Raw genomic sequence first — 18,649 nt, 5'->3', positions numbered from 1 at the left:
CTGTGGACAACTACTTGTTGATCGCGGCCTTCAGCGCCTCGACCCGGTCGGTCCGCTCCCAGGTGAAGTCCTCGCCGGTGCGGCCGAAGTGGCCATTGCGGGCGGTCTGGGCGTAGATCGGCCGGAGCAGGTCCAGGTCGCGGATGATCGCGGCCGGACGCAGGTCGAACACCTCGCGGACCGCGTCGGCGATCTTGTCCACCGGCACTGACTCGGTGCCGAAGGTGTCGACGTAGAAACCGACCGGCGCGGCCTTGCCGATCGCGTACGCGACCTGGCACTCGACCCGGTCGGCCAGCCCGGCGGCGACGATGTTCTTCGCCACCCAGCGCATCGCGTACGCCGCGGAGCGGTCCACCTTCGACGGGTCCTTGCCGGAGAACGCGCCACCACCGTGCCGCGCCATCCCGCCGTAGGTGTCGATGATGATCTTGCGGCCGGTCAGTCCGGCGTCACCCATCGGGCCGCCGACCTCGAACCGGCCGGTCGGGTTCACCAGCAGCTTGTAGCCGGTCGAGTCGATGTCGAACTGCTCGAGCACCGGGTCGACCACGTGCTTCTTGATGTCCGGCGTCAGCATCGAGTCCAGGCTGATGTCGGCCGCGTGCTGGCTGGACACCACGACAGTGTCGATCCGGACCGCCTTGTCACCGTCGTACTCGACCGTGACCTGGGTCTTGCCGTCCGGCCGCAGGTACGCCAGCGTGCCGTCCTTGCGGGCCTCGGACAGCCGCTCGGACAGCCGGTGCGCGATGGTGATCGGCAGCGGCATCAACTCGGGCGTCTCGTTCGACGCGTAGCCGAACATCAGGCCCTGGTCGCCCGCCCCCTGCAGGTCCAGCGCGTCCTCCGACGCGTCCGAGCGCGTCTCGTACGCCGTGTCGACACCCTGGGCGATGTCGGGCGACTGACTGCCGATGGCAATCTGCACCCCACAGGACGCGCCGTCGAAGCCCTTCAGCGACGAGTCGTAGCCGATCTCGAGGATGCGTGCCCGCACGATCCCCGGGATGTCGACGTACGCCGTCGTGGTGACCTCACCCGCGACGACGACCAGCCCGGTGGTGATCAACGTCTCCACCGCGACCCGGCTGCGCGGGTCCTCGGCCAGCAGGGCATCGAGAATGGAGTCGCTGATCTGGTCAGCGATCTTGTCCGGGTGACCTTCGGTCACGGACTCGGACGTGAAAAGGCGCCTCGCCACAGTTCTCCCTCGGATTCCTCTTGTGCCACGCGGCTGTCTGCGGCAGCCGTGCGATCCCCCCGATGCACCGACGGTTGGCGATGCATCTTGGGAAGTATGCCAGCAGTTGCCGCCCGCGTCCCGGCGACCCTCCGAATTCATCCACTATACGGGATTCGCGGCCATATCGTGGACGGAGGGTCGAGTCTCAGGCGTGCGGACCGACCGCGACGTCGCCCACGGTGAGCGACGGTGTGCAAGCCAGGATCGCAGCCGACCGGTCCACCTCGGCTTCGAGCTGCCGGCGTCGGGTGCGGTTGAGGGAGGTGAGCACCTCGACGGTGACGTGCACCGTCCGGCCGGCCTTCTTGTGGTGCCAGACGCCCGCGACGATGCCGTCGATCAGCACGAGCGGGTAGTTGCCGGCCTGGCCGCGGGCGAGTGCCCGGGTGAAGGCCTTGCCCGGGAACAACAGCTCTCTCGGGTAGCTGCCGACGCCGTACGCATCGAAGTACGGCAGCAGCCTGACGCCTCGCGGCGGTCGGTCGTCGAAGTCACCGTCGCCTGGTGCGTGCCAGGCGGGCCGGCCGTCGAGCCGCACCTGCGGGAGGCCGGCGAAGTACGGCTTGACGAAGGTCGGCGTGGTGTTGAGCCAGCGGGCGAACTGCTGCGGCGTCGCCGGTCCGTAGGAGTGCAGGTAGCGGTGGAGAAGCTCGGTGAGCGCTGCGTCGCCTTTCGTCGGCTCGAAGGGCTGGAAGCGGTGCGGGTTCGAGTACGTCGTCTTGCGGCCTCGGTTGGGTCCGTAGCAGAGGACGCCGGCGTTGGCCGCCACCGAGATCGCCTGCCGCCACCGTGGCCAGTAGCCCTGGAACGCCGGCATCACCAGGTCACCCGCCCAGGACCCAGTACGCCGTACGACCTCGTCGGAGAGCTCGTCGACGGACAGGTCGTCGTGAGCGAGCGCTTCACCGATAGCGGCGATGACTTCCGCGGTCTGCTCCGGAGTCATCCGCATGAAGGGCGGCGCGAGCCCGGTCGGCAGAGCGGAGAGCGCCCCGGTCCACATCGGGAGATCGTCCAACGGCAGAAGATGCACGGTCCCGCGTGGCCCGAACGTCTTCACGAGTCCGTCGGCCTGCTGCACCGTCTCCCGCGTGGCATCCGCGAGCCGGAGAGCCACTGACATCTCCCCCGCCGACAACACCTGGGCATGCGCCCCACACATCGCCCGTACGACGTCGACCGGAGTGGCACCGGGGTCGGTCAGGTGGTGTCGCTTCATCCGCCGGGCGACGACGGCCTGCCAGCTGATCTCCATACCCCGACGCTAACCGCCGAACCGGACAGATCCTGTCCTCTACTTCCAGTGAGCCGCGACCAGGTTCCAGATCACTCCGGCCAGCGCGTCTTTGCTGCCGGACGGGAACGGGAGGGCGCCGCCATCGCGGTCGAGGATGACGGCGTCGTTCAGGTCGCTGCCGAAGACCTTGCCGCCGGAGACGTCGTTGACGACCAGCAGGTCGCAGCCCTTGCGCTCCAGCTTGGCGCGGCCGAGCTCCAGGACCGAGTGCTCCGCGTCGCCGGTCTCGGCGCCGAAGCCGACAATCACCTGGTTCGCCCGGCGGCGGTCGTGCGAGACCGTCTGCAGGATGTCCACGTTCTGCACCAGGTTGACCGTGGGGACCGCACCGTCCTCGGTCTTCTTGATCTTGTGCTCGGCGACCTCGGCCGGACGGAAGTCGGCCGGGGCGGCCGCCATCACGATCGCGTCCGCGTCCGCGGCGCGACCAGTGATCTCGTCGTACAGATCGCCGGTGCTGACGACCGGGACGACCTGGACGCCGGCCGGATCGGGCAGTTCGGAGTTCGCCGCGACCAGAGTGACCTTGGCGCCGCGCGCGGCGGCGATCCGGGCCAGGGCGTAGCCCTGCTTGCCGGACGAGGAGTTGCCGAGGTAGCGGACCGGGTCGAGGTGTTCGCGGGTCCCGCCGGCGCTGACCAGGACGTGCTTGCCGGTGAGGTCGGCGACCTCATGACCGGCGGCACGGGCGGCCTCGTCGGCGAGCATCAACTGGCTGATCGCGAAGATCTCCGACGGCTCGGGCAGCCGGCCGCGGCCGGTGTCCGTGCCGGTGAGCCGGCCGACGGCCGGGTCGAGCACGGTGATGCCACGCGACCGCAGGGTGGCGACGTTCGCCTGAGTGGCCGGGTGCTCCCACATCTCGGTGTGCATCGCGGCGGCGAACAGGATCGGGCAGCGCGCGGTCAGCAGCGTGTTGGTGAGCAGGTCGTCGGCCAGGCCGTGGGCGGCCTTGGCGATCAGGTTGGCGGTGGCCGGAGCGACCACGACGAGCTCGGCGGCCTTGCCGATCCGGACGTGCGGAACCTCATGCACGTTGTCGAACGGATCGGCCGTCACCGGCTGACCGGACAGTGCGGCCCAGGTCGCCGCACCGACGAACTCCAGCGCGCCCGCCGTCGGGACCACCCGCACACTGTGCCCGGACTCGGTCAGCCGTCGCAGCAGGTCACAGACCTTGTACGCAGCGATACCGCCGCCCACTCCGAGCACCACATTCGGCCGGCCCACGCCGGCGGACCCGGTCGCCATCGCCCGAGAACTACTCGGACTTCTCCGCGGCGGCGGCTTCCGCCTCGGCCTCGGGGTCGATGTCGGTGCAGGTCAGCACACCCTCGTTGATCTCGCGCATCGCGATCGAGAGCGGCTTCTCCTGCACGTGGGTCTCGACCAGCGGACCGACGTACTCGAGCAGGCCTTCGCCCAGCTGCGAGTAGTAGGCGTTGATCTGCCGCGCCCGCTTGGCCGAGTACAGCACCAGCTTGTACTTGGAGTCGGTGCGGGTGAGCAGGTCGTCGATCGGCGGGGACGTGATGCCGATGGCGACGGGCTGGTTGCCAGACAAGGTCAGCTCTTTCCAGAGATGGAGGGTGATCGAATCAACTTTACCAACTGATCAGCGGCTTCCCGAACCGACGCGTTCACGATCGTCGCGTCGAACTCCTTCTCGGCGGCCAGTTCGACGGTCGCGGTCTCGAGCCGGCGCTCCCGCTCCTCGGGAGTCTCGGTGCCGCGGAAGACCAGGCGCCGGACCAGTTCGTCCCAGCTCGGCGGGGCCAGGAAGACGAACTGCGCCTCCGGCATCGACTCGCGGACCTGGCGGGCACCCTGCAGGTCGATCTCGAGCAGGGCCGGCCGGCCCTCGGCCAGTTTGTCGAGCACCGGCTGCTTCGGAGTGCCGTAGCGGGCCGCCTTGTGCACCACCGCCCACTCCAGCAACTCACCGTCGGCGATCATCCGGTCGAACTCGGCGTCGGACACGAACAGGTAGTGCACGCCGTGCACCTCGTTCGGCCGGGGCTTGCGGGTCGTGGCCGAAACGGAGATCCAGATGTCCGGGTAGCGCTCCCGGACGTCGGCGGCCACCGTGCCCTTCCCGACTGCCGTCGGCCCGGCCAGTACGGTCAGCACAGCTCCCCCGGTCGTCGACCTGCCGGTCCGGCCGGAGCCGGCCGGGTTGTCTGTCTGGTTCCTCGGGTGCGTGGTCATCGTCACACCAGTGTCCAACGAGCCGGGGAGAACTTCGGTTCGGCTCACTCGGCGAATTCGCGCTCGAGCGCGGCGATCTGGTTCGAGCCGAGGCCGCGCACCCGCCGCGTCTCCGAGATCCCCGCCCGCTCCATGATCTGCTGGGCGCGGACCTTGCCCACGCCGGGGATGCACTGCAGCAGCGCGCTCACCCGCATCTTGCCGATCACGTCGTTCGTCTGCCCCTCGTGGAGCACCTCCGTCGGAGACGCTCCCGAATGCCGGATCCGGTTCTTGATCTCGGCTCGTTCACGCCGCGCCGCCGCGGCCTTGTCCAGAGCCGCCGCTCGCTGCTCCGGGGTCAAAGAAGGAAGTGGCACCGTTTCACCTGTCCCGTTGTGTGGCTTCGCAAGGGAACCTAACACGGCCACGGGCGCCTCCAGCGCCCAATCGGGGCATGTCAAGGCCCCCTGCGCGCACAGTCACCGGCCGGGCGGCGGATTGGACCGATCAGAGGGTCAGTTCAGCGCCGGGACGTCGACCTTGCAGGAGTCCTTCGCGTGCGTGCTGATCGCCTTGTACGCCGTCATGACGGTGCCGGTCTCCTTGCTCAGGCGAGCCAGTTCGACCCGGTCCGAGCCCGCCTTCTGGGCCTTCTCGGCGAAGCCGACCACGACGCCCCAGTCGTCCTTCACGTCCGCGGGGGCGGAATCGCGCAGCTTCTTGGCGTCCTCGAGGATCTTCACGTAGTCGGCCGGCTTCTGCGGGTCGACGTTCACCGCGTTGGCGGCGTACCCGGCGAGGTCGACGCAGTAGGCCTGCTCCTCGGTGCAGGCGGTCAGCGTGGCGGTACCGGCGATGACGGTTGCGGCCAGGGCGAGGGTGCGCTTCATGCCTGCCGAGGCTACCGGCGGTGATCAAATCATCAGAAACGAATACTTTCCGCAGCCGCGCCGACCGGACGGCGCCGAAGAGGACGGCGGGGACGGCCGCCGTCCTGGCGGGTCAGCCGTCGATGGTGACCTTGCAGGTGTCCTTGGCCTGCTTGCCGATCGCCTCCATCGCGGGGGTGATCTTCTCGCCGTCGCTCTTGGCCAGCTCGGTCAGCTTGTCCATGTCGCCGTTCGCGTCCTGGGCTTTCTCGGCGTAGTCGAGCACGATCTTCCAGTCGTCCTTCAGATCGTCCGGCGCCGACTTGGACACCTTCTTCGCCTCGTCGAGCATCTTGCCGACCGCCTCGGAGTCCTTGATGTCGAGGTTCTTGGCCGCCTCGGCGTAGTTCTGGAGCTCGCTGCAGTAGTCGCCACCCGAGCACGCCGTCAGCGCGCCGACACCCATGGTCATTACCGCCGCGAGGGCCGCCACCTTACGCAATTGCATTCCTTACTCTGCTGCGAGGAGACCGTCACTCCCCGTCAGCGGACACCCTTCCGGACGGCGGGGTCAAACGGCCGGACCAGGATCGCGACGGCGTTCGCGGTCACGATCACCGCGATGGCGATCCAGTCGATCGGGCCGAGGTGCTGATCGAGCACGACCAGGCCGACCAGGGCGGCCAGCACTGGGTTCACGCTCATGAAGACGCCGAAGAACTGAGCCGGCACCCGGCGCAGCGTCAGCAGGTCCACCAGGAACGGGACCGCCGACGACAGCACCCCGGCGACCAGCGAGTACGACACCGCCGCAACCGTCGGTGGGTGCTGCCAGAGCACGAACACACCGATCGGCACGTACACCAGAGCGGACACCCCCGCCGCCGCGGCCGATCCGGTCGCGCCTGGCAGCTCGCGCCCGACGACCCCGTTCAACAGGATGTAGCAGGCCCAGCAGACTGCGGCGAGCAATCCGAGCCCGATGCCGAGGTAGTCCGATGTCGCCTGCGGCCGAGTCAGCAGCAGGACCGCGGGTGCGGCAGTCAGCGCACACAGCAGATCGACCATCCGCCGCGATCCGATCAACGCGACCGCCAACGGCCCCAGGAACTCCAGCGTCACCGCCAGCCCGAGGCCGATCCGGTCGATCGCCGTGTAGAGCGACAGGTTCATCACCGCGAACACGGCGGCCAGCGCCAGCACCGCCCGCCATTGCCGCCTGGTGATCGTCCGCAGCTTCGGCCGACCGACCGCGAGCAGCACCGCCCCGGCCATCCACTGCCGGACGGCCACCACGCTGACCGGTCCGATGACCGGAAAGGCGAGCGCGGCGACTGACGCACCCACCTGTGTCGACAGCCCGCTCCCGAGCATCATCGCTACCCCACCCAGCCGACCTCTCTCCATGCTCAGAGGTTCCGTGCCGCCGCGCCTCCGGCAAAATGCATCGGCGCAGCGATCTATACGCTGGGGTTATGGATCTCGAGCTCCGGCACCTGCGGTGCCTGGTCACCGTGGTGGACACCGGGACGTTCACCGACGCGGCGATCGAGCTGGGCGTCTCGCAGGCCGCGGTGTCGCGGAACCTCTTGGCGCTGGAGGGCCGGCTGGGTGTTCGGCTGCTGCACCGGACGAGCCGGTCAGTGACGCCGACGACCGCGGGCGTGCAGGTGCTGGCACGGGCTCGCCAGATCCTCAACGACGTCGACGAGTTGGTGGCTGAGGCGACGACCGGGCACACGCGGTTGCGGATTGGGCATGCGTGGTCGGCGATGGGACGTCATACGGCCGAGTTCCAGCGGCGATGGGCCGCCGAGCATCCAGAGATCGAACTGCAGCTGATCCGGACCAACACGTCGACCGGCGGACTCGCCGAAGGACTGTGCGATCTCGCAGTCGTCCGCACCCACATCGACCTGCGCCGGTTCGCGCACGCCACAGTCGCCCAGGAAAGCCGGTACTGCGCCCTGCCCGCCGACGACCCGCTCGCCTGCAAACGCACGGTCACCCTCGACCAACTCCGCGACCGCGTCCTGGTGATCGACCGAAGGACCGGCAGTACGACGGCCGACCTCTGGCCCGAGGAAGCACGCCCACGGATCGAGTACACGCACGACGTCGACGACTGGCTGTCCGCCATCGCCTCCGGCCGTTGCGTCGGCGTCACACCGCAGGCGACGACAACGCAGTACCGCCGGGACGGTGTCGTCTACCGTCCGCTCCGCGACGCGCCGCCGGTCGACGTCCACCTGATCTGGCACCGTCAGGACCCGCACCCCGCGACCCAGGCTGCAGTCGACCTACTGTCCGGCCTGTATCAGGAGTCCAAGAGCTCGACCAGCTGACGGCGGTCGTTCACGCGGCCCCAGAAGACCTCCCGGACCTGCTCGATCCCGCCCACCGGCCAGCGCTCGGCGACCCGCTTCACGTCCGGATCCTCGATCGCCGCAGCGAGCGCGCCCGGGAAGTCGGCCCAGACCACCCTGAACGGCCGCCCACACATCCGCTCCACTCCGAGCTCCAGTGGCGGCGTAATCTCCAGCCGGTTGTGGAGCTCCCCCACTGCCCGGTACGCCGCCATCAGCGCCTCCTCACGCTCCTGCCACGAAGTAGCCCGCAGCACGTCGCGCAACATCGGGCCCACCGTCGGGCCGCACGACAGCCGGCTGAACGCCGTACCGAACCACTTCCGGTACGGCGCGTAGTCCCGCTCCAGCAGGAAACACAAGTGCATCAGGTCCTGCACGAGCTGCGCCCCGATCACCGCCGACCCGAGCTCGTCCCCGACGTACCCGGCTCGCCCGATCAGATTCATTTCCGGATGGACCCGCCACCAGGCCGCGATCATCAGGTAATACCAGACATCGCGCGGGTAATACGCCAGCCGATCGCGCACACCCTGCAACCCGATCTCGTCATGAAAGACACCACCGGCCGTCTGCATTCGCAGGATCTGCTCCGGGAATGTCAGCCAATCCCGGACAGTGAGTTCCTGATCCGGATCGAATCCCAACTGCTTCTGGTAGTACGACCGGAGCGTGTGGACCTCGACGAAGGAGGGTCGCCCCTCGAACTCGTCCGGCACCTCCGGCTCCAGCGTGACGCCGTCCTGAACGAACAGCAGCGCCCGGGGCTCCCAGTTGTGGTCCCCCGACATCTCGTCGTCGAACCCGAGCACCTCCGAGCCGCGTCCCATCAGCCCCGCACTGTGTGGCACGTCGACCACCGGTCGCACCTTCTCCTGATAAAACCGCCGGCTCAACTCCAACCCAGAAATGAACATGCCGAAAAGATCGCACGCCAGAGCCACGGAATACAAGAAAAAACACCAAATGGCGCGAAATCCATCGCGCCATTTGGTAAATCAAATTCTACCGAACAAATCGGCCTTTGTCAGTAACCCAGCACCGTCCGGAACGCATCGTTGGCGCGGTCGGCCGCATCCTGCAACGCACCAGCGCCCGGACCGGCACCGAGGATCTCCCGCGAGCTGGACGGTACGACGTTCCGCACCGCCGCCCCGAACACGGCGGCCAGGCCCTCGGCGGTGCCGCCCTGGGCGCCGAGCCCGGGCGCCAGCAGCGGACCGTTGATGTCGAGGACCTCCTCGGTCGGCTTGATGGTCGCGCCAACGACCGCACCGAACGACCCCAGCCTCTCAGCGCCGGCGTTGAGCGACCGCAGCCCGTCCAGTACGGCGCCCGCCACCGTCGGACCGTCCGCGGTCCGGGCCGACTGGAACTGCGGTCCCTCCGGATTCGACGTCAACGCGAGCACGAACAGACCGGCGCCGGACTCCCGGGCCACATCGATGGCCGGCTGCAGCGACCCGAACCCGAGGTACGGGCTGACTGTCAACGCGTCGCACGCGAGCGGCGCCTTCTCCGCCAGGTACGCCGCCGCGTACCCATCCATGGTCGAGCCGATGTCACCGCGCTTGGCGTCGATGATGACCAGCGCACCGGCCTCCCGCAGCCGGATCGTCGCCTGCTCGAGAACGGCGATCCCGGCCGAGCCGAACCGCTCGAAGAACGCCGACTGCGGCTTGAACACCGCGACCCGGTCCGCCAGCGCGTCCACTACGCCGTACGTGAACGACGCGAGGCCGTCCGGGTCGTCGGGCAGATCCCAGGCGGCCAGCAGATGCGCGTGCGGGTCGATGCCCACGCACAGCGGGCCGCGGGTGTCCATGGCTGCCCGGAGCCGGGCGCCGAAGGGTTGGTTGCTCATCTCACTCCCCGATTGATCTGACGGACAAGGCCGGGGCCGCGGTAGATCAGCCCGGTGTAGATCTGGACGAGACTGGCTCCGGCGTCGAACAGCCGGGCCGCGTCGGCGGAGTCGAGAATGCCGCCGACACCGATGATCGGCAGGGTTCCCCCGGTCTCCGCATGGATGTGGGCGACCGTCTTGGCCGCCGTCTCGGTCAGCGGCCGCCCGGACAGGCCGCCGGTCTCGGATGCCAGCGGGTGCGACTCCACCCCGGGCCGTCCGATCGTGGTGTTGGTGGCGATGATGCCGGCAATGCCGACCTCGGTGCAGACCTGCAGCAGTTCGTCGATCGCCGACGCGGTCAGGTCCGGCGCGATCTTCACCAGGATCGGCTTCCCGTCCAGACCGCCGACGCTCAACGACGAAGCCTCGGCCCGCAGCGCCGTCAGCAGCTCGCGGAGGTGCCCGGCATCCTGCAGGGAGCGCAGCCCCGGCGTATTCGGCGACGACACATTGACCGCGAAGTAGTCGCCGTACCGGTAGAGCCGCCGCAGCGACGTCACGTAGTCCTCGACGGCATCCTCGAGCGGGGTCACCTTCGACTTCCCGATCGAGACGCCCAGCGGATAGCCGAGCGGTCCGTACGCCGCGAGCCGGGCAGCGAGTGCCTCGGAGCCCAGGTTGTTGAACCCCATCCGGTTGATCACGGCCTCGTGCTCGACCAGCCGGAACAGCCGCGGCTTCTCGTTCCCGGGCTGCGGGTGCGCGGTGACGGTGCCGACCTCGACGAATGCGAACCCGAGCGCCCGCCAGGCCGGCAGTGCGATCCCGTTCTTGTCCATGCCCGCGGCCAGGCCGACAGCACCCGGGAAGCGCACTCCGAAGACTGTCCGCTCCGAGCCGGTCTGGAAACGCGACATCAAGCGGACGGCACCCGGAACGCGGCCCAGCCGTCGCAGGGCGTTGAGCGTCTGCTCGTGCGCGACCTCGGCGTCGCCCTTCCCCAGCCGGTACAGGACCGGCCGGACGACGCGGCTATACACCGCGGATCCTCGGCACCCAGTCCTGCAGCGACCGTACGCCGATGTCACCGGCCCGCTGCGCCTCGATCCCCTGCACCGCGGCCGCCAGCCCCTGCACCGTGGTGATGCACGGGATGTTCCGGGCCACCGCGGCACTGCGGATCTCGTATCCGTCCAGCCGGGGCGAACCGCCCTGGGTGATCCCGATCGGGGTGTTGACGATCAGGTCGAGTTCGCCGTCGTGGACCATCTGGACGATGGTCGGCTCGCCGTTCGGGCCCGGACCCTGACTGTTCTTGCGGACCGTGATCGCCTCGACCCCGTTGCGGCGCAGTACGTCGGCCGTCCCGTCGGTCGCGTAGATCTCGAAGCCCAGATCGGCCAGCCGCTTCACCGGGAAGATCATGTGCCGCTTGTCCCGGTTCGCCACCGACACGAACACCTTGCCGGCGCCCGGCAGCGGCTGCGACGCCCCTGCCTGCGACTTGGCGAACGCCGTACCGAACGTGTCGTCGATGCCCATCACCTCACCGGTCGAGCGCATCTCCGGCCCGAGCACAGTGTCCACCGACCGGCCGTCGACGGTCCGGAACCGGTTGAACGGCATCACGGCTTCCTTCACCGCGATCGGCGTGGACGTCGGCAGCGTCCCGCCGTCGCCCTCGGCCGGCAGCATGCCCTCGTCGCGCAGCGACGCGATCGTGGCACCGAGCATCACCCGGGCCGCCGCCTTCGCCAGCGGCGTCGCGGTCGCCTTCGACACGAACGGCACCGTCCGGGACGCCCGCGGGTTCGCCTCCAGCACGTACAGCACGTCACCGGCGAGCGCGTACTGCACGTTCAACAGACCCCGTACGCCGACGCCGCGCGCGATCGCCTCGGTCGACTGGCGGATCTTCTCGATGTCCGCGTTCCCGAGCGTGATCGGCGGCAGCGCGCAGGACGAGTCACCGGAGTGCACCCCGGCCTCCTCGATGTGCTCCATCACGCCACCGAGGAACAACTCCTCGCCGTCGAACAGCCCGTCGACGTCGATCTCGACCGCGTCGTCGAGGAACCGGTCGATCAGCACCGGATGCTCCCACGATCCTGTGCCACCGCTCAGCCGTCCCAGCGCCGCGGTCAGTTCGGCCTCGCTGTAGACGATCTCCATCCCGCGGCCGCCCAGCACGTACGACGGCCGCACGAGCACCGGGAACCCGATCTCCTCGGCGACCTCACGCGCCTCGTCGGCCGACATCGCCGTACCGTGCTTCGGCGCCGGCAGCGCCGCGTCCGCGAGCACCTTCCCGAACGCGCCCCGCTCCTCGGCCAGGTGGATCGCCTCCGGCGACGTACCCACGATCGGTACGCCGGCATCCGCGAGCCGCTGGGCCAGACCCAGTGGCGTCTGCCCGCCGAGCTGCACGATCACCCCGGCGACCGGTCCGGCCTGCATCTCGGCGTACACGATCTCGAGCACGTCCTCGCAGGTGAGCGGCTCGAAGTACAGCCGGTCCGAGGTGTCGTAGTCGGTCGAGACCGTCTCCGGGTTGCAGTTCACCATCACCGTGCAGTAGCCCGCGTCGCGCAGCGCCATCGACGCGTGCACACAGGAGTAGTCGAACTCGATCCCCTGCCCGATCCGGTTCGGCCCCGACCCCAGGATCAGCACAGCCGGCTCGGTCCGCGGCGCGACCTCGGTCTCCTCGTCGTACGACGAGTAGTGGTACGGCGTCTCGGCCTTGAACTCGGCCGCACAGGTGTCGACCGTCTTGTAGACCGGCCGGATCCCGAGCGCCTGCCGGACCCCGCGGACGACGTCCTCCGTCAGCCCGCGGATCTCGGCCAGCTGCAGGTCCGAGAACCCGTGCCGCTTCGCCAGTCGCAGCACCTCCGGCGTGAGCCGCGGCGCGGCCGCGGTCTGCAGGGCGATCTCGTGGATCAGGTAGAGCTGGTCCACGAACCAGGGGTCGATCTTCGTCGCATCGAAGATCTGCTCCGGCGTCGCCCCGGCCCGGATCGCGTCCATGATGGTCCGCAGCCGGCCGTCGTGCGGCGTCTTGATGGCCTCCAGCAACGGTACGAGGTCGGTCGCGGGCGAGCCGGCCCAGGAGAACCGGGCCTCCGGCTTCTCCAGCGAGCGCAGCGCCTTCTGCAGTGCCTCGGTGTAGTTGCGGCCGATCGCCATCGCCTCGCCGACGCTCTTCATGTGCGTGGTCAGCGTGGCGTCCGCGGCCGGGAACTTCTCGAACGCGAACCGCGGCACCTTCACCACCACGTAGTCCAGCGTCGGCTCGAAGCTGGCCGGCGTCTGCCGGGTGATGTCGTTCGGGATCTCGTCCAGGGTGTAGCCGATCGCCACCTTCGCGGCGATCTTGGCGATCGGGAAGCCGGTCGCCTTGGACGCCAGCGCGGACGAGCGCGACACCCGTGGGTTCATCTCGATCACGATCAGCCGGCCGTCGGCCGGGTTCACCGCGAACTGGATGTTGCAGCCGCCGGTGTCGACGCCGACCTCGCGGATGATGCCGATGGCAAGATCCCGCATCACCTGGTACTCGCGGTCGGTCAGCGTCATCGCCGGCGCGACCGTGACCGAGTCGCCGGTGTGCACGCCCATCGGGTCGACGTTCTCGATCGAGCAGATGATCACGACGTTGTCGGCCTTGTCGCGCATCACCTCCAGCTCGTACTCCTTCCAGCCCAGGATCGACTCCTCGATCAGCACCTCGGTGGTCGGGCTGGCCTGCAGTCCGGCGCCCGCGATGCGGCGCAGGTCCGCCTCGTCGTACGCCATCCCGGAGCCGACGCCGCCCATCGTGAACGACGGCCGCACCACCAGCGGGTAGCCGAGCTCAGCCGCCGCACCGAACACGTCGTCCAGCGTGTGGCAGATCCGCGACCGCGCGACCTCCGCGCCGAGGTTCTCGACGATGTGCTTGAACGACTCGCGGTTCTCGCCGCGCTGGATCGCGTCGACCGACGCACCGATCAGCTCGACGCCGTACTTCTCCAGTACGCCGTTCTCGTGCAGAGCGATCGCCGCGTTCAGCGCGGTCTGGCCGCCCAGCGTCGCGAGCAGCGCGTTCGGGCGCTCCTTCTCGATCACCTTCTCGACGTACTCCGGAGTGATCGGCTCGACGTAGGTGGCGTCGGCGAACTCCGGGTCCGTCATGATCGTGGCCGGGTTGGAGTTGACCAGGACGACCCGGAACCCCTCCTCGCGCAGCACCCGGCAGGCCTGGGTGCCGGAGTAGTCGAACTCGCAGGCCTGACCGATCACGATCGGGCCGGAGCCGATCACCAGGACCGACTCGATGTCTGTACGCCGCGGCATCAGGCCCGCCCTTCCATCAGCTGAACGAACCGGTCGAAGAGGTACGCGGAGTCGTGCGGACCCGCCGCCGCCTCAGGGTGGTACTGCACCGAGAACGCCAGCACCCGGCCGTCCTTCCCGGTGAGCTTCAGCCCTTCGACCACGTTGTCGTTGAGGGAAACATGGCTGACTTCAGCCGTTCCATAGTCGGTCTCGACCGTCTGCTCGATCGGCGCGTCCACCGCGAAGCCGTGGTTCTGCGCCGTGATCTCCACCTTGCCGGTGGCCCGGTCGAGCACCGGCTGGTTGATCCCGCGGTGCCCGTACTTGAGCTTGAACGTGCCCAGTCCGAGCGCCCGGCCGAACACCTGGTTGCCGAAACAGATCCCGAAGTACGGCTTGCCCCGCTGCAGCAGGGCCTTGAGCAGGTCCGTCGGGTGCTCGGTGGTCTCGGGGTCGCCCGGGCCGTTGCTCATGAAGATGCCGTCCGGGTTCACCGCCAGCACCTCCTCCAGCGTCGCGGTGGCCGGCAGGACGTGTACCTCGATGCCGCGCTCGGCCATCCGCTTCGGCGTCATCGACTTGATCCCGAGGTCGAGCGCGACCACGGTGAACCGCTTCTCGCCGTCGGCCGGGATCACGTAGGGCTCGAACGTGGTGACCTCGGAGGCAAGGTCCGCACCGACCATCGGTGGCTGCTGCAGGACCTTGTCCAGCAGCGCGTCCGGGTCGAGGATCTCGGTGGAGATCCCGGCCCGCATCGCGCCGCGCTCGCGCAGGTGCCGGGTCAGTGCCCGGGTATCGATGCCGGAGATCCCGACGATGCCCTGGCCCTTGAGTTGGTCGTCCAGCGAGCGCGTGGCGCGCCAGTTCGACGGCACCCTGGCCGGGTCGCGAACGACGTACCCGGCGACCCAGATCCGCTGCGACTCGTCGTCCTCGTCGTTCACGCCGGTGTTGCCGATGTGCGGTGCGGTCTGGGTGACGATCTGGCGGTGGTACGACGGGTCGGTCAGCGTCTCCTGGTAGCCGGTCATCCCGGTGGTGAACACCGCCTCGCCGAACGTCTCGCCGGTCGCCCCGTACGACGTACCGGTGAATGACCGGCCGTCCTCCAGGACCAGCAGTGCGGGCTGGCTCATCTTTGCTCGACTCCGATCAGGGTCGCGATGGTTTCGGTCAGCGGTGCGGTGTCTGCCTTGCGGCGGGGACGGAAGCCGGTGTCGAGCTCGCGACCGTCGTGGTTCCAGGTGACCACCACCAGGCCGGACTTCTCCGCGGTCACCTTGCCGGCGATGCCACGGTCGGTCCGGACGGCGGTCAGGTGGTCCGCGGGGATGAACACATCCGCCGCGCCCTGCCGGTGGAAGATCAGGCCGGCCTCGCTGACGGCCAGGTCCGCGATACTGCGGACGCCCAGTTCGTGCACGGCGATCCGGTCCATCCAGTCGCCGGCCGAGGTGGTGGCGACGTAGATGCCCTCCACGCCCCGTTGATTGAACAAGTTCTTGTCGTTCTCGGGCACTGCGGGCAGCGGTGCCAGCTCGGCCTGCCGGGCCTGGCGGTTCCGCCAGCCCCGGAGCATGCCGTAGTACGCCAGCGCGAGCACCAGCAGCGTGCCGAGGATGCCCAGGAAGGCCTTCACCGGGCCGGCTTTCCGTCCAGGACGGTCGGCGTACCGCGCAGGAACGTGGCCACCACCCGGCCCGGCAGGGTCATCCCCCCGAACGGCGAGTTCCGCGACAGCGACGCCGACTCCGCCGGTACGACGGTCCGCTCGACCGCCGGATCGATCAGTACGACGTTCGCCGGGGCACCGGCCTCGAGCGGAGGGCCGTGGTCACCGATCTGGCCGATCTCGGCCGGGCGGTAGCTCATCCGGTCGGCCACCTCGGCCCAGGTCAGCAGCTTGGTGTCGACCATCGCGTGCTGGACCACACTCAGCGCGGTCTCCAGACCGATCATGCCGGGCGACGCTGCGCTCCACTCGCAGTCCTTGTCCTCGATCGGGTGCGGCGCGTGGTCGGTGGCGACGATGTCGATCGTCCCGTCGGCCAGGCCCTCGCGGACCGCCTCGACGTCCTCCTTGGTCCGCAGCGGCGGGTTCACCTTGTAGACCGGGTTGTACGAGGCGGCCAGATCCTCGGTCAGCAGCAGGTGGTGCGGGGTGACCTCGGCGGTCACGTCGAGACCGCGTCGCTTCGCCGCCCGGACGATCTCCACCGAGCCCTTGGTGGACAGGTGGCAGATGTGCAGCTTCGAACCGACGTGCGCGTTCAGGAGGATGTCGCGAGCGATGATCGCCTCCTCCGCGACACTCGGCCAGCCGGTCAGGCCGAGGACGCCGGAGAGCGCTCCTTCGTTCATCTGCGCGCCCTGGGTGAGCCGCGGCTCCTGCGCGTGCTGGGCGATCACGCCGCCGAACGCCTTCACGTACTCCAACGCCCGGCGCATCAGCGCGGCGTCCCAGACACAGTCGCCGTCGTCGGAGAACACCCGCACGCGCGCGGCCGAGTCCGCCATCGCGCCCAGTTCCGCGAGCTGCGACCCCTGCCGGCCGACCGTGACCGCGCCGATCGGGAACACATCGGCGTACCCGCCCTCGCGGCCGAGGCGCCAGACCTGCTCGACGACGCCGGCGGTGTCGGCGACCGGGTCGGTGTTGGCCATCGCGAACACCGCGGTGAATCCGCCCAGCGCGGCGGCGCGGGTGCCGGTGAGGACGGTTTCGGCGTCCTCGCGGCCGGGCTCGCGCAGGTGCGTGTGCAGGTCGACCAGCCCGGGCAGCGCGATCAGGCCCTTGGCGTCGATCGTCTCCACGTCCGCCGGCGTCTCGAGGTTGGTGCCGACAGCAACGATCTCGCCGTTGTCGATCAGCAGGTCCGCCACCTCACCGCCGACGATCCTCGCTCCGGTGATCAGGTACGCGGTCATGCTGTGGGCTCCTCGTTGGTTTCGTTGCTTCCGGACAGCAGTAGGTACAGCACGGCCATGCGGATGGCCACTCCGTTGGTGACCTGCTCGACGATGACCGAGCGGGTCGAGTCCGCGACATCGGCGCTGATCTCCATGCCGCGGTTCATCGGGCCGGGGTGCAGCACGATCGCCTCGTCCGGCAACTGCGCCATCCGATGCACGTCGAGCCCGTAGCGGCGGGTGTACTCGCGAGCGCTCGGGAAGAACGCGTCGTTCATCCGCTCCCGCTGCACCCGCAGCATCATCACCGCGTCGCTCTTCGGCAGCGCCGCATCCAGGTCGTACGACGTGACACACGGCCAGCTCGTCATGTCGACGGGCAGCAGTGTCGGTGGCGCGACCACGGTGACGTCCGCGCCGAGCGTGGACAGCAGCAGCACGTTGGACCGGGCGACGCGGGAGTGCAGTACGTCGCCGACGATCGTGATCCGGCGACCCTCCAGCGAGCCGAGGTGACGGCGCATGGTGAACGCGTCGAGCAGCGCCTGGGTCGGGTGCTCATGGGTGCCGTCGCCCGCGTTGACCACCGAGCCGGTCATCCAGCCCGAGGTGGCGAGCAGGTGCGGCGCGCCGGACGAGCCGTGCCGGCAGACCACCCCGTCGGCGCCCATTGCCTGCAAGGTGAGCGCGGTGTCCTTCAGGCTCTCGCCCTTGCTCACACTGGAGCCCTTGGCGGAGAAGTTGATCACGTCGGCGGACAGCCGCTTGGCCGCCGCCTCGAACGAGATCCGGGTCCGGGTGGAGTCCTCGAAGAACAGGTTCACCACGGTCCGGCCGCGCAGCGCGGGCAGCTTCTTGATCGGGCGGTCGGCCAGCGACCGCATCTCCTCGGCGGTGTCCAGGATCAGGTGCGCCTCGTCCCGGCTCAGATCCCCCGCACTCAGCAGATGCCGCATCATGCCTTCGCCCCCGTTCCGGTCTTGTCCGCGATCAGGACCGCGTCGGCTCCGTCGTACTCGGTGAGGTGGACGGTGACGCGCTCGACCAGGGAGGTCGGCAGGTTCTTGCCCACGTAGTCGGCGCGGATCGGCAGTTCGCGGTGGCCGCGGTCGACCAGGACCGCGAGCTGGACCGCGCGTGGCCGGCCGATGTCGCCGATCGCGTCCAGCGCGGCCCGGATGGTGCGGCCGGAGAACAGCACGTCGTCGACCAGCACCACCACCTTGCCGTCGATGCCGCCGGGCGGGATGTCGGTGTGCTCCAGGCCACGGGGTGGTTTGAGCCGGATGTCGTCGCGGTACATGGTCACATCGAGTGACCCTGTCGGTACGCTCTGCCCCTCGACCGCCGCGATCCGGTCGGAGACACGCCGGGCCAGGCCGACGCCTCGGGTGGGGATGCCGAGCAGGACGACCGGGTCGGCACCGCGGTTGCGCTCGAGGATCTCGTGCGCGATCCGGGTCAATGCCCGGGAAATGTCGGAAGCGTCCAGGACCGTGCGGGGCGCCGGTTTCGGCGCGGCCGCGAAGTCTGGGGACTCTGCGCTGTGGGCAGGGCTCATCGCTACCGTTCCTCCTTTCCCGCCTCTCTGGACGGGTC

General features: G+C 69.1%; 19 protein-coding genes. 1 reads left to right on the top strand and 18 read right to left on the bottom strand.

Translation table 11 applies throughout. The features are described 5' to 3' along the window. Positions 1–10 precede the first annotated feature (10 nt). From metK to ACIBG5_RS21385, 9 genes are all read right to left on the bottom strand, one after another. Positions 11–1,204 (bottom strand): methionine adenosyltransferase, encoded by a 1,194-nt coding sequence (gene metK / locus ACIBG5_RS21425; protein WP_396393228.1) that lies wholly within the window; start codon positions 1,202–1,204, stop codon positions 11–13. Positions 1,205–1,391: 187 nt separating this feature from the next. Continuing rightward, a complete protein-coding gene (locus ACIBG5_RS21420; RefSeq protein WP_396393227.1) occupies positions 1,392–2,501 on the bottom strand; it encodes a winged helix DNA-binding domain-containing protein in 1,110 nt (369 codons plus the stop codon). 39 nt (positions 2,502–2,540) lie between these two features. Further along, entirely contained in the window at positions 2,541–3,794 is a 1,254-nt protein-coding gene (gene coaBC, locus ACIBG5_RS21415; protein WP_396393226.1) for a bifunctional phosphopantothenoylcysteine decarboxylase/phosphopantothenate--cysteine ligase CoaBC, read from the bottom strand. Between the two features lie 10 nt (positions 3,795–3,804). Continuing rightward, the gene (gene rpoZ, locus ACIBG5_RS21410) at positions 3,805–4,107 is read right to left on the bottom strand and encodes a DNA-directed RNA polymerase subunit omega (RefSeq protein WP_130388473.1); all 303 of its coding nucleotides are present in this window, start codon (positions 4,105–4,107) and stop codon (positions 3,805–3,807) included. 2 nt (positions 4,108–4,109) lie between these two features. Next, on the bottom strand, positions 4,110–4,751 hold the full coding sequence (gene gmk / locus ACIBG5_RS21405) for a guanylate kinase (protein ID WP_396393225.1): 642 nt from the start codon (positions 4,749–4,751) through the stop codon (positions 4,110–4,112). Positions 4,752–4,795: 44 nt separating this feature from the next. Beyond that, positions 4,796–5,110 (bottom strand): integration host factor, actinobacterial type, encoded by a 315-nt coding sequence (gene mihF / locus ACIBG5_RS21400; RefSeq protein ID WP_132320042.1) that lies wholly within the window; start codon positions 5,108–5,110, stop codon positions 4,796–4,798. Positions 5,111–5,248: 138 nt separating this feature from the next. Beyond that, on the bottom strand, positions 5,249–5,623 hold the full coding sequence (locus ACIBG5_RS21395) for a hypothetical protein (protein WP_131353643.1): 375 nt from the start codon (positions 5,621–5,623) through the stop codon (positions 5,249–5,251). A 112-nt stretch (positions 5,624–5,735) separates the two neighbouring features. Beyond that, positions 5,736–6,095 (bottom strand): hypothetical protein, encoded by a 360-nt coding sequence (locus ACIBG5_RS21390; protein ID WP_396393630.1) that lies wholly within the window; start codon positions 6,093–6,095, stop codon positions 5,736–5,738. A 50-nt stretch (positions 6,096–6,145) separates the two neighbouring features. Beyond that, positions 6,146–7,009 (bottom strand): EamA family transporter, encoded by an 864-nt coding sequence (locus ACIBG5_RS21385; protein ID WP_396393224.1) that lies wholly within the window; start codon positions 7,007–7,009, stop codon positions 6,146–6,148. A 68-nt stretch (positions 7,010–7,077) separates the two neighbouring features. Between ACIBG5_RS21385 and ACIBG5_RS21380 the strand changes: the two genes are divergently transcribed. Next, the gene (locus ACIBG5_RS21380; protein WP_396393223.1) at positions 7,078–7,947 is read left to right on the top strand and encodes a LysR family transcriptional regulator; all 870 of its coding nucleotides are present in this window, start codon (positions 7,078–7,080) and stop codon (positions 7,945–7,947) included. Here the strand turns inward: ACIBG5_RS21380 and ACIBG5_RS21375 are convergent. The 9 genes from ACIBG5_RS21375 to pyrR all read right to left on the bottom strand — a co-directional run bounded on the left by ACIBG5_RS21375 (position 7,920) and on the right by pyrR (position 18,611). After that, positions 7,920–8,828 (bottom strand): DUF4037 domain-containing protein, encoded by a 909-nt coding sequence (locus ACIBG5_RS21375; RefSeq protein ID WP_396393222.1) that lies wholly within the window; start codon positions 8,826–8,828, stop codon positions 7,920–7,922. The two genes, ACIBG5_RS21380 and ACIBG5_RS21375, sit on opposite strands and share 28 nt — an antisense overlap. 167 nt (positions 8,829–8,995) lie before the next feature. Next, positions 8,996–9,832 carry an orotidine-5'-phosphate decarboxylase gene (pyrF, locus tag ACIBG5_RS21370; RefSeq protein WP_396393221.1) on the bottom strand — a complete coding sequence of 279 codons (837 nt, stop codon included), beginning with the start codon at positions 9,830–9,832 and terminating at the stop codon, positions 8,996–8,998. Continuing rightward, positions 9,829–10,857 carry a quinone-dependent dihydroorotate dehydrogenase gene (locus ACIBG5_RS21365; protein WP_396393220.1) on the bottom strand — a complete coding sequence of 343 codons (1,029 nt, stop codon included), beginning with the start codon at positions 10,855–10,857 and terminating at the stop codon, positions 9,829–9,831. Before ACIBG5_RS21365 ends, pyrF begins: the two co-directional genes overlap by 4 nt. Continuing rightward, the gene (gene carB / locus ACIBG5_RS21360; RefSeq protein WP_396393219.1) at positions 10,850–14,155 is read right to left on the bottom strand and encodes a carbamoyl-phosphate synthase large subunit; all 3,306 of its coding nucleotides are present in this window, start codon (positions 14,153–14,155) and stop codon (positions 10,850–10,852) included. The genes ACIBG5_RS21365 and carB overlap by 8 nt, the downstream gene beginning before the upstream one ends. Next, positions 14,155–15,276 (bottom strand): glutamine-hydrolyzing carbamoyl-phosphate synthase small subunit, encoded by a 1,122-nt coding sequence (gene carA / locus ACIBG5_RS21355; protein ID WP_396393218.1) that lies wholly within the window; start codon positions 15,274–15,276, stop codon positions 14,155–14,157. Before carA ends, carB begins: the two co-directional genes overlap by 1 nt. Continuing rightward, entirely contained in the window at positions 15,273–15,779 is a 507-nt protein-coding gene (locus ACIBG5_RS21350; protein WP_360443814.1) for a hypothetical protein, read from the bottom strand. Before ACIBG5_RS21350 ends, carA begins: the two co-directional genes overlap by 4 nt. After that, a complete protein-coding gene (locus ACIBG5_RS21345; protein ID WP_396393217.1) occupies positions 15,776–17,068 on the bottom strand; it encodes a dihydroorotase in 1,293 nt (430 codons plus the stop codon). Before ACIBG5_RS21345 ends, ACIBG5_RS21350 begins: the two co-directional genes overlap by 4 nt. Beyond that, positions 17,065–18,006 carry an aspartate carbamoyltransferase catalytic subunit gene (locus tag ACIBG5_RS21340; RefSeq protein ID WP_396393629.1) on the bottom strand — a complete coding sequence of 314 codons (942 nt, stop codon included), beginning with the start codon at positions 18,004–18,006 and terminating at the stop codon, positions 17,065–17,067. Before ACIBG5_RS21340 ends, ACIBG5_RS21345 begins: the two co-directional genes overlap by 4 nt. Then, positions 18,006–18,611, bottom strand: coding sequence for a bifunctional pyr operon transcriptional regulator/uracil phosphoribosyltransferase PyrR (pyrR, locus tag ACIBG5_RS21335; RefSeq protein WP_396393216.1), 606 nt, complete (start codon positions 18,609–18,611; stop codon positions 18,006–18,008). Before pyrR ends, ACIBG5_RS21340 begins: the two co-directional genes overlap by 1 nt. Between the last annotated feature and the right edge of the window lie 38 nt (positions 18,612–18,649).

The sequence above is a fragment of the Kribbella sp. NPDC050241 genome (assembly GCF_044459685.1).
Taxonomy (GTDB): Bacteria; Actinomycetota; Actinomycetes; order Propionibacteriales; family Kribbellaceae; genus Kribbella.
This window is presented reverse-complemented; position numbering and strand designations above follow the sequence as displayed.

What these genes read in the sequence shown, in the direction of transcription:
- ACIBG5_RS21420 (WP_396393227.1), bottom strand. Translation starts at nt 2,501, where the DNA reads ATGGAGATCAGCTGGCAGGCCGTCGTCGCCCGGCGGATGAAGCGACAC.
- coaBC (WP_396393226.1), bottom strand. Translation starts at nt 3,794, where the DNA reads ATGGCGACCGGGTCCGCCGGCGTGGGCCGGCCGAATGTGGTGCTCGGA.
- gmk (WP_396393225.1), bottom strand. Translation starts at nt 4,751, where the DNA reads ATGACCACGCACCCGAGGAACCAGACAGACAACCCGGCCGGCTCCGGC.
- ACIBG5_RS21395 (WP_131353643.1), bottom strand. Translation starts at nt 5,623, where the DNA reads ATGAAGCGCACCCTCGCCCTGGCCGCAACCGTCATCGCCGGTACCGCC.
- ACIBG5_RS21385 (WP_396393224.1), bottom strand. Translation starts at nt 7,009, where the DNA reads ATGGAGAGAGGTCGGCTGGGTGGGGTAGCGATGATGCTCGGGAGCGGG.
- ACIBG5_RS21380 (WP_396393223.1), top strand. Translation starts at nt 7,078, where the DNA reads ATGGATCTCGAGCTCCGGCACCTGCGGTGCCTGGTCACCGTGGTGGAC.
- pyrF (WP_396393221.1), bottom strand. Translation starts at nt 9,832, where the DNA reads ATGAGCAACCAACCCTTCGGCGCCCGGCTCCGGGCAGCCATGGACACC.
- carB (WP_396393219.1), bottom strand. Translation starts at nt 14,155, where the DNA reads ATGCCGCGGCGTACAGACATCGAGTCGGTCCTGGTGATCGGCTCCGGC.
- carA (WP_396393218.1), bottom strand. Translation starts at nt 15,276, where the DNA reads ATGAGCCAGCCCGCACTGCTGGTCCTGGAGGACGGCCGGTCATTCACC.
- ACIBG5_RS21345 (WP_396393217.1), bottom strand. Translation starts at nt 17,068, where the DNA reads ATGACCGCGTACCTGATCACCGGAGCGAGGATCGTCGGCGGTGAGGTG.
- ACIBG5_RS21340 (WP_396393629.1), bottom strand. Translation starts at nt 18,006, where the DNA reads ATGCGGCATCTGCTGAGTGCGGGGGATCTGAGCCGGGACGAGGCGCAC.
- pyrR (WP_396393216.1), bottom strand. Translation starts at nt 18,611, where the DNA reads ATGAGCCCTGCCCACAGCGCAGAGTCCCCAGACTTCGCGGCCGCGCCG.